Origin of the sequence: Kitasatospora sp. NBC_00070, assembly GCF_045041205.1 — a bacterium.
Taxonomy (GTDB): Bacteria; Actinomycetota; Actinomycetes; order Streptomycetales; family Streptomycetaceae; genus Kitasatospora.
The window spans coordinates 1,501,185-1,515,127 of sequence record NZ_CP108247.1; the positions used below are offsets into that span (position 1 = coordinate 1,501,185).

At 71.4% G+C, this 13,943-nt stretch carries 9 protein-coding genes; 7 read left to right on the forward strand and 2 right to left on the reverse strand.

Features of this window, described 5'->3' with window-relative positions:
• Positions 1-8: 8 nt before the first annotated feature.
• A complete protein-coding gene (gene rpsA, locus OHV05_RS07105; RefSeq protein WP_403046291.1) occupies positions 9-1,499 on the reverse strand; it encodes a 30S ribosomal protein S1 in 1,491 nt (496 codons plus the stop codon).
• A gap of 413 nt (positions 1,500-1,912) precedes the next feature.
• Here rpsA and OHV05_RS07110 point away from each other — a divergent pair, with 413 nt between their 5' ends.
• The gene (locus OHV05_RS07110) at positions 1,913-2,785 is read left to right on the forward strand and encodes a class I SAM-dependent methyltransferase (RefSeq protein ID WP_405016889.1); all 873 of its coding nucleotides are present in this window, start codon (positions 1,913-1,915) and stop codon (positions 2,783-2,785) included.
• A 3-nt stretch (positions 2,786-2,788) separates the two neighbouring features.
• On the forward strand, positions 2,789-5,284 hold the full coding sequence (gene hrpB, locus OHV05_RS07115; protein WP_405016890.1) for an ATP-dependent helicase HrpB: 2,496 nt from the start codon (positions 2,789-2,791) through the stop codon (positions 5,282-5,284).
• A gap of 251 nt (positions 5,285-5,535) precedes the next feature.
• Here the strand turns inward: hrpB and polA are convergent, their stop codons facing one another.
• Positions 5,536-8,214 carry a DNA polymerase I gene (gene polA, locus OHV05_RS07120; RefSeq protein WP_405021404.1) on the reverse strand — a complete coding sequence of 893 codons (2,679 nt, stop codon included), beginning with the start codon at positions 8,212-8,214 and terminating at the stop codon, positions 5,536-5,538.
• A 202-nt stretch (positions 8,215-8,416) separates the two neighbouring features.
• Between polA and OHV05_RS07125 the strand changes: the two genes are divergently transcribed.
• The 5 genes from OHV05_RS07125 to OHV05_RS07145 all read left to right on the forward strand — a co-directional run bounded on the left by OHV05_RS07125 (position 8,417) and on the right by OHV05_RS07145 (position 13,942).
• Positions 8,417-8,869: a PaaI family thioesterase gene (locus OHV05_RS07125; RefSeq protein WP_403041894.1), complete on the forward strand. Its 453-nt coding sequence runs from the start codon at positions 8,417-8,419 to the stop codon at positions 8,867-8,869.
• A gap of 314 nt (positions 8,870-9,183) precedes the next feature.
• Complete coding sequence (locus OHV05_RS07130) at positions 9,184-9,606, forward strand: hypothetical protein (RefSeq protein ID WP_405016891.1); 423 nt, start codon at positions 9,184-9,186, stop codon at positions 9,604-9,606.
• A gap of 288 nt (positions 9,607-9,894) precedes the next feature.
• A complete protein-coding gene (locus OHV05_RS07135) occupies positions 9,895-11,124 on the forward strand; it encodes a branched-chain amino acid ABC transporter substrate-binding protein (RefSeq protein ID WP_405016892.1) in 1,230 nt (409 codons plus the stop codon).
• A gap of 131 nt (positions 11,125-11,255) precedes the next feature.
• Positions 11,256-12,185, forward strand: coding sequence for a branched-chain amino acid ABC transporter permease (locus OHV05_RS07140; RefSeq protein WP_405016893.1), 930 nt, complete (start codon positions 11,256-11,258; stop codon positions 12,183-12,185).
• A 5-nt stretch (positions 12,186-12,190) separates the two neighbouring features.
• A complete protein-coding gene (locus tag OHV05_RS07145) occupies positions 12,191-13,942 on the forward strand; it encodes a branched-chain amino acid ABC transporter permease (RefSeq protein ID WP_405016894.1) in 1,752 nt (583 codons plus the stop codon).
• Position 13,943: the final 1 nt, after the last annotated feature.

A 13,943-nucleotide genomic window follows, 5' to 3' on the forward strand; every position in this document is an offset into this window, starting at 1 on the left:
GGATGAGATCAGCTCTGGCCACCGGCCAGCTTCTCGCGCAGCGCGGCGAGCGCCTCGTCCGAAGCGAGAGCGCCGGAGCCCTCGTCGCTGCTGGACGAGTAGGAGCCACCGGCGGCGGCGACAACGGCCTCGCCACTCTCGGCAGCGGCCTCGGCGTCGGCCTCACGGCTCTTGATGACCTGGGCCTGGTGCTGCTCGAAGCGGGTCTGCGCCTCGGCGTACTGGGCCTCCCACGCCTCACGCTGCTTCTCGAAGCCCTCGAGCCAGTCGTTGGTCTCGGGGTCGAAGCCCTCGGGGTAGATGTAGTTACCCGCGTCGTCGTACGAGGCAGCCATGCCGTACAGGGTCGGGTCGAACTCGACCGTGGCCGGGTCGGCACCGAGCGACTCGTTGGCCTGCTTCAGCGAGAGGCTGATGCGGCGGCGCTCGAGGTCGATGTCGATGACCTTGACGAAGATCTCGTCGCCGACCTGGACGACCTGCTCCGGGATCTCCACGTGGCGCTCGGCCAGCTCGGAGATGTGGACCAGGCCCTCGATGCCCTCGTCGACGCGCACGAACGCACCGAACGGAACGAGCTTGGTGACCTTACCGGGGACGACCTGACCGATCTGGTGCGTCCGGGCGAACTGCTGCCACGGGTCCTCCTGGGTCGCCTTCAGCGACAGGGAGACGCGCTCGCGGTCCATGTCAACGTCGAGAACCTCGACGGTGACCTCCTGGCCGACCTCGACAACCTCGGACGGGTGGTCGATGTGCTTCCAGGACAGCTCGGAGACGTGCACGAGGCCGTCGACGCCACCCAGGTCCACGAAGGCACCGAAGTTGACGATCGAGGAGACGACGCCGGAGCGCACCTGGCCCTTCTGCAGGGTGGTGAGGAAGGTCTGGCGGACCTCGCTCTGGGTCTGCTCCAGCCAGGCACGGCGGGACAGGACCACGTTGTTGCGGTTCTTGTCCAGCTCGATGATCTTGGCCTCGAGCTCCTTGCCCACGTAGGGCTGGAGGTCGCGGACGCGGCGCATCTCGACGAGCGAGGCCGGCAGGAAGCCACGGAGGCCGATGTCGAGGATGAGACCACCCTTGACGACCTCGATGACGGTACCGGTGACGATCCCGTCCTCTTCCTTGATCTTCTCGATCGTGCCCCAGGCGCGCTCGTACTGAGCCCGCTTCTTGGACAGGATCAGACGACCCTCCTTGTCCTCCTTCTGGAGAACCAGGGCCTCGATCTCGTCGCCGACCTTGACGACCTCGTGCGGGTCGACGTCGTGCTTGATCGAGAGCTCACGGGAGGGGATGACACCCTCGGTCTTGTAACCGATGTCGAGGAGAACCTCGTCACGGTCGACCTTCACGATGATGCCCTCGACGATGTCGCCATCGTTGAAGTACTTGATGGTCTCGTCGATCGCCGCGAGGAACGCTTCCGCGTCGCCGATGTCGTTGATCGCGACCTGCGGGGTGGTGCTGACAGAGGTGTCGGTGGGGCTCGTCATTAGGAAAAGGGCTCCGGTACGGACAAGAAGTCGTAGGTAATGCCACGCGGAGGGCCCGTATCGCTCCCACCGAAAGCCGGACAGCCAAGAACACGGCCCACCATTCGTCCAACCGAAGGTGTCCGTCTTGCGACCGTGGGGTCTTCGACAGATGCGAGCGCGACCTGCTCCGTCCGAGGCGCGCAGGCCCGCAGCGCAACTTGTAGCATACGGGGCCAGCCCGGCACGGTCAACGCCGAACAGGGCGAGACGGTGGAGGCCGGGATGGATCAGGCCATATCCTCCGATTGCGCATCTCACGACGGCAGCCGCAGGGGCCTCTCCCCGGATGCCACGGTCACGACCCGGTACCTTGCGGCTCCGGATTCGCGACAGCAGCGCTTCCGCAGTCCATACCCTACGCGACGGGCTCTATGACCTTGGCCACCACCCCCGCCTTCGACCCGGACGATCTTGCTCCCGCCGACCTGCCCGAGGAGGACGAGGACGACGCGCTCCGCCGGGACGCCGAGGCCGGCGAGTCCAGCCGGGCCAGCCGCCTCTGGTGGGACCGGAACGCCGACGAGTACCAGGACGAGCACGGCGCGTTCCTCGGCGACGACCGCTTCACCTGGTGCCCCGAGGGCGTGGACGAGGCCGAGGTCAGGCTCCTCGGGCCCGCCGACGCGCTGAAGGGCGCCCGGGTGCTGGAGATCGGCTCCGGCGCCGCCCAGTGCTCGCGCTGGCTGGCCGCCCAGGGCGCCCGCCCGGTCGCGCTGGACATCTCCTACCGCCAGCTCCAGCACTCCCGCCGGATCGACCTCGGCCGGGGCGCCGAGCCGATCGCGGTGGTGCAGGCCGACGGCTCGGTGCTGCCGTTCGCGGACGGCTCCTTCGACCTGGCCTGCTCGGCGTACGGGGCGGTGCCGTTCAGCGCGGACACCGCCGAACTGATGCGCGAGGTGCACCGGGTGCTGCGACCCGGGGGCCGCTGGGTCTTCTCGGTCACCCACCCGATCCGCTGGGCCTTCCCGGACGAGCCGGGCGAGGAGGGGCTGACCGCGAGCTCCTCGTACTTCGACCGCACCCCGTACGTCGAGCAGGACGCCGAGGGGCGGGCCACCTACGTCGAGCACCACCGGACCCTCGGGGACCGGGTGCGCGAGCTGGTCGGGGCCGGCTTCCGGCTGCTGGACCTGGTCGAGCCGGAGTGGCCGGAGGAGCTGGAACAGACCTGGGGCGGCTGGAGCCCGCTGCGCGGCGAGCTGTTCCCCGGGACCGCGATCTTCGTGGCCGAACGGGGCTGACCGATGCGCTCCGTCGGGCTCGAACTGCCGGTCCGCACCGCTGTCCCCGCCCTCCAGCGGGCACTGGCGGACTCGGGCGTCGCCGTGCTCGCGGCGCCGCCCGGGACGGGCAAGACCACCCTGGTGCCGCTCGCCCTGGCCGGGCTGGTGGACGCCCTGCCGGGCCCGGCCCGGCGGGTGCTGGTGGCCGAGCCCCGGCGGCTCGCGGTGCGGGCCGCCGCGCGGCGGATGGCCTGGCTGCTCGGCACGGCGGTCGGCGAGCAGGTCGGACTGACGGTGCGGGGCGAACGGCGGGCCGGCCCGGACACCGTGGTCGAGGTGGTCACCACCGGCGTCCTGCTGCAACGTCTGCAGCGGGACCAGGAGTTGACCGGGGTGGACGTGGTGGTGCTGGACGAGTGCCACGAACGCCACCTGGACGCCGACACCGCGCTGGCCTTCCTGCTGGACGTCCGGGCCACCCTGCGCCCCGACCTGGGGATCGTCTGCGCCTCGGCCACCTCGGACACCGCCGCCTGGGCCGAACTGCTGGGCGGCGCCCCGGTGGTGGAGGCGCACGGGACCGCCCACCCGGTCGAGGTGGTCTGGGCCCCGCCGCCGCGCGGGGTGAAGCCGCCGCAGGGCACCAGGACCGACCCGCTGCTGCTTGAGCACGTGGCCGGGACGGTGCGGCGCGCCTTGGCAGAGCGGGCCGGGGACGTGCTCTGCTTCCTGCCCGGGGTCGGCGAGATCGCCCGGGTGGCCGGGCAGTTGGGCACCTCGGTGGAGGTGCTGCAGCTGCACGGGCAGGCCCCGCAGGCGGTGCAGGACGCCGCTCTCTCGCCCGGCACCGGGCGGCGGGTGATCCTGGCCACCTCGGTCGCCGAGTCCTCGCTGACCGTGCCGGGCGTCCGGGTGGTGGTGGACTCCGGGCTGGCCCGCGAGCCGCGCACCGACCACGCCCGCGGACTGGCCGGGCTGGTCACCGTACGGGCCTCGCTGGCCGCCGGGCGGCAGCGGGCCGGCCGGGCCGGGCGGGAGGCGCCCGGGGTGGTCTACCGGTGCTGGGCCGAGGCGGAGGACGCCCTCGCCGCCCCGTTCCCCACCCCGGAGATCGCCCAGGCCGAGCTGACCTCCTTCGCACTCCAGGCCGCCTGCTGGGGCGACCCGGACGCCACCGGGCTCGCGCTGCCTGACCGGCCGCCGGGCGGGGCGATGGCCGCCGCCCGACGGGTGCTGGCCGGCCTCGGCGCGGTGGACCAGGACGGCCGGGCCACCCCGCGCGGCCGGCGGATCGTCCGGAGCGGGCTGCACCCCCGGCTGGCGCGCGCCCTGCTGGACGGCGCACGGCTGGTCGGCGCGCGCCGGGCGGCCGAGGTGGTCGCCCTGCTCTCCGAGGAACCGCCCCGGGCCTTCGGCGACGACCTCGCGGAGGTCTGGCGCCGGGTCAGATCGTCCTCGGACGACCCGTACGCGCGCCGTTGGAAGGACGAGACCCGCCGACTGCGGCGACAGGTCGACGAGCCCGACACCGGCCTGCCGGACGCCCGGGCGGCCGGTCTGGTGGTCGCCCTGGCCTACCCGGAGCGGGTGGCCCGGGCGCGCAGCACGGACGGCCCTTACCTGATGGCCTCCGGGACCGCCGCCGAGCTGGGCAGCGGCTCCCGGCAGGCCGGGACGGAGTGGATCGCGGTGGCCGTCGCGGACCGCCCCGCCGGTTCGCCGTCGGCACGGGTCCGGCTGGCGGTCGCGCTGGACGAGGCCACCGCCCGGCAGGCCGGGGCGGCCCTGCTGACGGAGCGCGAGGAGGTCGAGTGGTCGGTCCGGCAGAGCGAACTGACGGCCCGTCGGGTCTCCTCGCTGGGCGCGATCGAACTGGCGGCGGTGCCGCTGGCCAAGCCCGACCGCGCACTGGTCCGGGCCGCCCTGCTGGACGGGCTGGCCCGGGAGGGCGTCGGCACCCTGCTCCGCTGGACGCCGGACGCGGTCTCGCTGCGGGCCCGACTCGCCTTCCTGCACCGGGAGCTGGGCGGGAACTGGCCGGACGTCGGCGACGACGCCCTGGCCGGCGGCGACTGGCTGGAGCCGGAGCTGTCCCGGGCCGGGCGCCGGGCCGACCTCGAACGGATCGACCTGGTCGGGGCGTTGCAGCGGCTGCTGCCGTGGGCGACCGGCGAGGCCGGCCGGCTGGCGGAGCTGGCGCCGGAGCGGATCGCCGTGCCGACCGGCTCGAAGATCCGGGTCGACTACTCCGGGGACCGGCCGGTGCTCGCGGTGAAGCTGCAGGAGCTGTTCGGCTGGCAGGCCGCACCGGCCCTGGCGGGCGGCCGGGTACCGCTGACGGTCCATCTGCTCTCCCCCGCCGGCCGCCCGGCCGCCGTCACCGGCGACCTGGCGACCTTCTGGCGCGAGGGCTACAAGGCCGTCCGGGCCGACCTCCGCGGCCGCTATCCCCGCCACCCCTGGCCCGAGGACCCCACCACCGCCGAAGCGACACGCCGGGCCAACCCGCGCCGCTAGGCAGCCAGGGGCTCTTGGCTGCACTTTCGGCAGGCGCTCAGCCGTCCACGGTCCAGGGGCTCGGGGCTGCGCTCCAGGCAGGCGCTCAGCCGTCGACTACCCAGGGGCTCGGGGCTCTGACTCTCCCGAAGCACCTGCCTAAAAGTCGGCGTCGCCCACGCGGCGGAGCCGCACATCAGCAGTTCCCCGAGCCCGTGACTCTTCCCAAGCGCCTGCCAAAAGCTGAGCCCCGAGCCCCTGCCGGCCGCAGGCTAGTGGGCGGCTTCCTCCCAGTTGAGGCCGATGCCGACCGAGACGTCGAGCGGGGCGCGCAGCGGGTAGGCGTCGGCCATCTGCTGCCGCACCAGCGCCTCAACCCGCTCCCGCTCCCCCGGCGCGAGTTCGAGCACGATTTCGTCGTGCACCTGGAGCAGCATCCGGGTCCTGAGCCCCGCCGCCACCAGCGCCTTGTCGACGTTCAGCATCGCGATCTTGACGATGTCCGCGGCGGAGCCCTGGATCGGCGCGTTGAGCGCCATCCGCTCCGCCATCTCCCGCCGCTGGCGGTTGTCGCTGGTGAGGTCCGGCAGGTAGCGCCGGCGCCCGAGCAGGGTCTCGGTGTAACCGACCGCGCGGGCCTCCTCGACCACCCGGTGCAGGTAGTCGCGGACCCCGCCGAAGCGCTCGAAGTAGGTGTCCATCAGGCCCTGTGCCTCGCCGGGCTTGATGCCGAGCTGCTGCGAGAGCCCGTACGCGGACAGACCGTAGGCCAGCCCGTACGACATCGCCTTGATCTTGCGCCGCATCTCCGCGTCGACCGCCTCCGGCTCGACCTCGAAGACCTGGGAGGCGACCGTGGTGTGCAGGTCCTCGCCGGACTCGAAGGCTTCGATCAGGGCCGCGTCCTCGGAGAGGTGGGCCATGATCCGGAGTTCGATCTGCGAGTAGTCGGCGGTGAGCAGCGCCTCGTAGCCCTCGCCGACCACGAAGGCGCGGCGGATCTGCCGGCCCTCCTCGGTGCGGACCGGGATGTTCTGCAGGTTCGGGTCCTGGGAGGACAGCCTGCCGGTGGCGGCCACCATCTGGTTGAAGGTGGTGTGGATCCGGCCCTTCGGCGAGACGGTCTTGAGCAGGCCCTCGACCGTGGTGCGCAGCTTGGCCTGGTCGCGGTGGCGGAGCAGGATGACCGGCAGCTCGTTGGTGGTCTGGCCGGCCAGCCAGGTCAGCGCGTCGGCGTCCGTGGTGTAGCCGGTCTTGATCTTCTTGGTCTTGGGCAGGGCCAGCTCGCCGAACAGGATCTCCTGGAGCTGCTTGGGCGAGCCGAGGTTGAACTCGTGCCCGGCGGCGGCGTGCGCCTCCCCGACCACCCGCTGGATCTCGGCGGCGAACTGCGACTCGATGGTGGTGAGCCACTCGCCGTCGGCGGCGATGCCGGTGCGCTCCATCCGGGCCAGCAGCTCGGCGATCGGCAGCTCCATCCCGTGCAGCAGCTCGGTCGCGCCGACCTGGGCGAGCCGGGTCTCGAAGAAGGCGGCCAGGTCGAGGACGGCCCGGGCCTGTGCCATCAGGGCCTGGGCGCCGGCCGTCGGGTCGTGCTCGGGGGCGTCGAAGGAGAGCTGGCCGCTCTCGGCCACCTCGGCGGGGGCGAGCGAGCGGGACAGGTACTCCTCGGCCAGCACGTCCAGGGTGAAGGTGCGGCGGCCGGGCTTGTCCAGGTAGGCGGCCAGCGCGGTGTCGGCGACGATGCCGCGGATCGTCCAACTGCGCTCGGCGAAGGCCCGGATGACCTGCTTGGCGATGTGCAGCGCCTTGGGCCGGTCGGCGTCGGCGAGCCAGTCGGCGAAGGCGCGCTCGTCCTGCTCGGCGAGCTGGGTCGGGTCGAACCAGGCGGCCGTCTCGCCGGCGGCCAGCGCGATCTCGCCGACCTCGCCGGTGCCCAGCGACCACTGGTGGACGGCGGCGACCGCGATCAGGCCGGTCGGCCGGTCGGCCAGCCAGCCGGCCAGCGCGCCGGGCTCGGTGAGCAGGGTGCCCTCGACCGCGATGCCGGGGGCGGCGGCGACCTCCTCGGCCAGCTCGGCGCCGGCCGGGTCGACGCCGTAGACCCGCTCGCGGAAGTTGGGATTGCGGAACTCCAGCGACTCCAGCAGCTGGCCGACCGCCTCGCGATCGAACGGGATGCGAGCCAACTCGGGCACGCCCAGCGGGAGTTCGACGGTGCGGACCAGCTCGGTGAGCACCCGGTTGCGCTTGACCGAGTCGAGGTGCTCGCGCAGCTTCTCGCCGATCTTGCCCTTGACCTCGTCGGCCCGGGAGACCAGCTCGTCGAAGGAACCGAACTGGTTGACCCACTTGGCGGCGGTCTTCTCGCCGACCCCGGGGATGCCGGGGAGGTTGTCCGACGGGTCACCGCGCAGCGCCGCCAGGTCGGGGTACTGACTGGGCGTCACACCGTACTTCTCGGCCACCTTCTCCGGGGTGTAGCGGGTGAGCTCGGAGACGCCCTTGGTCGGGTAGAGCACCGTGACGTGCTCGGTGACCAGCTGGAGCGCGTCCCGGTCGCCGGTGACGATCAGCACCTCGAAGCCCTCGGCCGCGGCGGCGGTGGCCAGCGTGGCGATGATGTCGTCGGCCTCGAAGCCCTCGACCGACATCCGGGCGATGTGCATCGCGTCGAGCAGCTCGTGGATCAGACCGATCTGGCTCTTGAACTCGTCCGGTGTCTTGGCCCGGTTGGCCTTGTAGTCCGGGAACTCCTCGGAGCGGAAGGTCTTCCGGGAGAGGTCGAACGCGACCGCGAGGTGGGTGGGTTGCTCGTCCCGCACGGTGTTGGCGAGCATCGAGGCGAAGCCGTAGATCGCGTTGGTGGTCTGGCCGGTGACGGTGGAGAAGTTCTCCGCGGGCAGCGCGAACCAGGCCCGGTAGGCCATCGAATGCCCGTCGAGCAGCATCAGCCGGGGCCGGCCGCCCGAACCGGTGCCACCCGGCGCGCTCTTGTCTGCACTCTGCGTAGCCACGTCAACGTCCGTTCCTGCCGATTTGCTCTGCCGAGAACCGATCCTATGGCCCGCCGCCGACAACCTCTTGCCGCCGCGAGCGACGGTCGTACGATCACGGGAGCACGAGCAGAGACCCTCGACCGGCAGGAGCACCATGACCGACGCGGCCCCGATCCTGAACGTCCCGCAGGACGTCCTCGATCACTTCGCCAAGCTGGGCGTCGACCCCACCACCTTCTCCGGCGGCCACCTCGGCGACCGGCTCGGCATCAAGGTGGTGGAGGCCAGTGCGGACCGGGTGGTCGGCACCATGCCGGTGGAGGGGAACCAGCAGCCGTACGGGCTGCTGCACGGCGGGGCCTCGGCCGCGCTGGCGGAGACGCTGGGCTCGATCGGCGCGATGCTGCACGCCGGCCCCGGCCGGTACGCGGTGGGCGTGGACCTGAACGCGACCCACCACCGCTCCGCCACCTCCGGATTGGTGACCGGGGTGGCCACCGCGGTCTTCAAGGGCCGGACCGCCGCCACCTTCGAGATCGCCATCACCGACGACACCGGCAAGCGGATCACCAGCTGCCGGCTGACCTGCATGCTGCGCGACCTCTGACCGACGCCCCGAGCCCTGCCCGCCCTCTTGTTTGACCGCACCCGCCACTGGGCAGGCCCTGGTCCAGACAAGGGGGCGGCGGCATGTCCGGGGGTGGACGGCGGAGCGAGGGGCCGGGCGACAGCCTGGGCCCGATCGAGGCCGGTTCGGGGACGGCACCACCGGCCGCGCCCGCGCCGCCCCGCCCACGGCTGAGGCACCGTCAACTGTACGTGGCCGCAGCCCTCGTGCTGACGGTGACCGCGGTCATCACCCTCCGCTCCGGGCCCGCCCCGTCCTCGACCGGCGACCCTCCGCCGCCGTACCCTTCGCAGGTGACCGCCTTCAACTACTCCGGGCCCGCCCGGGACGCGGTGCCGGGCGGGCACGACTTCGCGCTCCGGGTGAGCTTCTCGGTGAGCGGCACGCAGCCGGTCGACCTGCTGGAACTCCGCCAGGGGTACCCGGGGCTGACCGTCGCGGCGCGGCGCGGCCTGCCGTACAGCGTGATGCCTGGTCAGAGCGCTCCGCTGGACGTGGAGTACACCGTGGTGGACTGTGCGGCCGCGCCACCCGACGCGGGGCTGCCTTATCTCGATGTAACGCTGCGTAATGCCCGCGCAATCCAGACGCTCAGCGAGATACTGGGCGACCTTTACGCCGCCGACCTGTCCCGGAACCTGCACATCGCCTGCCCGGAGTCCGATATCCGGACATCGGTACCCAAGGACACCGCCCCGGACGGAAGCGTCCGATAATCGGAGAGATCCGCGACCACCTGCCGATTCCGGTGGTTTCACCACTCCGTGACCGTGGACCCCCTCCAGCACATGGTGTCCGGTCACGAGTGACTGTTCAGTATGTGAGATTACGTCGGCATGCCTCATAACAAGAGAATCACAGCATGCCCGCACCCCTGCCCGAGGCGCCAAACACGTTCTAGAGTCACGGCCAGTCACCGCGCCAACGGATCGGGCCTGGCCCGAGCGCGCGACCCGGCACCCCGCCTACTCCGGCCTGGTGTTTTCCTCAGAAAGGGACCCCTCGTGCGTAATCGTTCACTGCTTGTCGTGAGCATCGCAGTCGTCGGCGCGCTCTCCCTCTCCGCCTGCGGCTCGCGCGGTGAGAAGAAGGCCGAAGACGGTGCGGCCGGTACCAGCACCACCGTGACCATCGGCGTCGACGCCCCGCTCACCGGTGACCTCTCGGCCCTCGGCCTCGGCATCAAGAACTCGGTGGACCTGGCCGTCAAGCAGGCCAACGCCAAGAACGAGGTCCCGGGCGTCAAGTTCGAGATCAAGGCCCTGGACGACACCGGCAAGCCGGGCCCCGGCCAGCAGAACGCCACCAACCTGGTCGCCGACAAGAGCATCATCGGCGTGGTCGGCCCGCTCAACTCCAGCGTCGCCCAGTCGATGCAGCAGATCTTCAACGACGCCAACCTGGCGCTGATCTCCCCCGCCAACACCGGTGTCGCGCTGAGCCAGGGCGAGGGCTGGGCCGCCGGCAAGAAGGCCCGCCCGTTCAAGTCCTACTTCCGCACCTCCACCACCGACGCCGTGCAGGGCCCGTTCGCGGCCCAGTACCTGGTGAACGAGGCGAAGAAGAAGAAGGTCTTCCTGATCGACGACCAGAAGACCTACGGCGCCGGTCTCGCCGGTACCTTCAAGGGCGAGTTCACCAAGCTCGGCGGCACCGTCGTCGGCGAGGAGCACGTCAACCCGGACGACCGCGACTTCAACGCGATCGTCACCAAGGTCAAGTCCTCCGGCGCCGAGGCGATCTACTACGGCGGCGAGTACCCGGCCGCGGGTCCGCTCTCGCTCCAGCTCAAGGAGGGTGGCGTCAACATCCCGCTGATGGGCGGCGACGGCATCCAGAGCGGTGACTTCATCAAGCTCAACCCGAAGAGCCAGGGCGACCTGGCCACCGCGGTCGGCCTCCCGGTCGAGCAGCTGCCCTCCGCCGCGAAGTTCATCGCGGACTACAAGGCCGCCGCCTACAAGGACGCCTACGAGACCTACGGCGGCTACTCCTACGACAGCGCCTGGGCCCTCATCCAGGGTGTCAAGGCCGTCGTCGCCGCCAACAACGGCAAGCTCCCCGCGGACGCCCGGGCGAAGGTCGTCGCGGCCGTCCAGGCCACCTCGTTCGAGGGTGTGACCGGCAAGGTCTCGTTCGACGAGTACGGCGACACCACCAACAAGCAGCTCACCGTCTACGCCGTCAAGGACGCCAAGTGGGCCGTGGAGAAGTCCGGCACCTTCAGCGGCTGAATCTGACCGGCCGGGCAACCGGCCGAGCAGCCGTCAACTCCTGAACCACCCGCGCGGGGGCGCCACGAGCGCCCCCGCGCACCCACATCCACCCCACACGCGTACCACGCGCGCACTACGGAGGCCGAGCGGTGCACGAACTACCGCAGCAGCTGGCCAACGGCCTGATCCTGGGAGCCCTCTACGGGCTCGTCGCGATCGGCTACACGATGGTCTACGGCATCGTCCAGCTCATCAACTTCGCCCACGGCGAGATCTTCATGGTCGGCGGCTTCGGAGCCCTCACCGCCTTCCTCGCCCTGCCCGGTGGCACCAGCCTGTGGATCGCCATCCCCCTCATGCTGCTGGCCGGCATCCTGGTCTCCACCCTGGTCGCCGTCGGCGCCGAGCGGTTCGCCTACCGGCCGCTGCGGGGAGCCCCCCGGCTCGCCCCGCTGATCACCGCCATCGGCCTCTCGATCGTCCTGCAGCAGCTGGTCTTCTCCTTCTACCCGGACGCCAAGAAGGCCCGGGTCTTCCCGAAGATCCCCGGTGACCCCTTCGAACTGGGCAGCGTCACCATCCAGCGCAGCGACATATTCCTGCTCGTCGCGGCCCCGCTCTGCATGCTCCTCCTCGGCTGGTTCGTCGCCAAGACCCGCTCCGGCCGGGCCATGCAGGCCACCAGCCAGGACCCGGACACCGCCAAGCTGATGGGCATCGACACCGACCGCATCATCGTGATGGCCTTCGCCATCGGTGCCGCGTTCGCCGCCGTCGCCGCCGTCGCCTACGGCCTGCGCACCGGCCAGGTCGACTCCCGGATGGGCATCCTGCTCGGCCTCAAGGCGTTCACCGCCGCCGTCCTCGGCGGCATCGGCAACATCTACGGCGCGATGCTCGGCGGCCTCGCCCTCGGCCTCACCGAAGGGCTCGCCACCGCCTACATCCAGCACGTCCCCGGCATGGACCTCTTCGGCGGCGCCGCCTGGAAGGACGTCTGGGCCTTCGTACTCCTCATCGTCGTACTGCTCGTCCGGCCACAAGGCCTGCTCGGCGAGCGCGTCGCGGACAGGGCGTGACCACCATGAGCACCGAGACCACCCCGGTCATCCCCCTCCCGCTCGGCGCCGCCCGGGCCATCACCGCCGGCGGCGCGCTGGCCACCGCGGCCTCGGCCTTCCTGGCCTGGACCTGGACCGCCGACTTCCCCGGCGACCTCACCGTCACCGGCTACCCGGGCGGCCTCCAGTGGCTCACCCTCACGGCCGGCCTGCTGACGCTGGTGCTCGCCCTCGCCTCCTACGGCATCCCCGGCCTGCGCTGGACCAGCCCGAGCGGCAGCGACAACGGTCTGCTGTACGCCGCCCTCGGCGGCGCCGCGATCACCTGGTTCACCCTGATCGCGATCGCCGTCGACCTCAACGGCCTGGCCAACCTCGAGGCCGGCGGCTGGGTCGCCGGCGTCGCCTCCCTGATCGCCCTGGTCGGCGCGCTCGGCCTGCCGGTCGACCGCCACCCCAAGGGCACCAGCTGGGGCCTGCGGCTCGCCAAGTCCGACCGGCCGCTGCCGAAGCCCCGTCAGCTGCCCTCCACGGTCGAGGTCCTGCTCATCGTCGTGGCCTTCGCGCTCGGCCTGTTCGCGATCACCTTCGGCATCGACACCGAGTACGGCGAGCTGTTCGCCGGGTACCTGATCCTGGCCGGGTTCGTCATCGCCGCCCTCACCAAGTCGGGGCTGCTGCCCCGGCTGCGGGCCCTGACGATCAAGCACCGCCCGGTCGCCACCGGTGCCGCCTTCGCGGCCGCCGCCGGCTTCCCGTTCACCCAGACCAGCGACCAGTACACCTCGGTCGCGGCGAACATCCTGATCTTCGCCACCGTCGCCCTGGGCCTGAACATCGTGGTCGGCCTGGCCGGTCTGCTCGACCTCGGGTACGTCGCCTTCCTCGGCGTCGGCGCGTACGCCGCCGCCCTGGTCTCCGGCTCCCCCGCGTCCCCGATCCACGTCCAGTTCCCGTTCTGGGCGGCCATGCTGACCGGCGCGGCGGCCTCGATGATCTTCGGCGTACTGATCGGCGCCCCCACCCTGCGGCTGCGCGGCGACTACCTCGCCATCGTCACCCTGGGCTTCGGCGAGATCTTCCGGATCACCATGAACAACCTCAACGGGACCACCGGGCCGAAGATCACCAACGGCTCCAACGGCATCCCGCGGATCCCGGACCTGGAGATCCTCGGCTTCAACCTCGGCCAGAAGCACACCATCGCCGGCGTCGAACTCGGCCGCTTCTCCAACTACTACCTGCTGATGCTGATCGTCACCGCGTTCGTCGTCCTGGTCTTCGCCCGGGTCGGCGACTCCCGGATCGGCCGCGCCTGGGTCGCCATCCGCGAGGACGAGACCGCAGCCGAGGCGATGGGCATCAACGGCTTCCGCCTCAAGCTGCTCGCGTTCGCGCTCGGCGCCTGCCTGGCCGGCCTGGCCGGTACGGTCCAGGCCCACGTCAGCTACACCGTCACTCCCGACCAGTACACCTTCGCCGAGGCGCTGCCGCCGAACTCGGCCTTCCTGCTGGCCGCCGTCATCCTTGGCGGCATGGGCACCATCAGCGGGCCGCTGGTCGGCGCGACGCTGCTCTTCCTGGTCCCGAAGAAGCTCGAATTCCTCTCCAACTACCAGCTGTTGGCGTTCGGCATCACGCTGATCATCCTGATGCGGGTCCGCCCCGAGGGCATGATCGCCAACCGGCGCGCCCAGTTGGAATACCACGAGGCGGACATCCCCGCCCAGGCCTCGCCGCCCAGCGAGCCCGCACTCACCAAGACGGGGGCGTGAA

What these genes read in the sequence shown, in the direction of transcription:
- OHV05_RS07125 (WP_403041894.1), top strand. Translation starts at nt 8,417, where the DNA reads ATGACCGACGCGGCCCCGATCCTGAACGTCCCGCAGGACGTCCTCGAT.
- OHV05_RS07110 (WP_405016889.1), top strand. Translation starts at nt 1,913, where the DNA reads ATGACCTTGGCCACCACCCCCGCCTTCGACCCGGACGATCTTGCTCCC.
- hrpB (WP_405016890.1), top strand. Translation starts at nt 2,789, where the DNA reads ATGCGCTCCGTCGGGCTCGAACTGCCGGTCCGCACCGCTGTCCCCGCC.
- OHV05_RS07145 (WP_405016894.1), top strand. Translation starts at nt 12,191, where the DNA reads ATGAGCACCGAGACCACCCCGGTCATCCCCCTCCCGCTCGGCGCCGCC.
- polA (WP_405021404.1), bottom strand. Translation starts at nt 8,214, where the DNA reads ATGCTGCTCGACGGGCATTCGATGGCCTACCGGGCCTGGTTCGCGCTG.
- rpsA (WP_403046291.1), bottom strand. Translation starts at nt 1,499, where the DNA reads ATGACGAGCCCCACCGACACCTCTGTCAGCACCACCCCGCAGGTCGCG.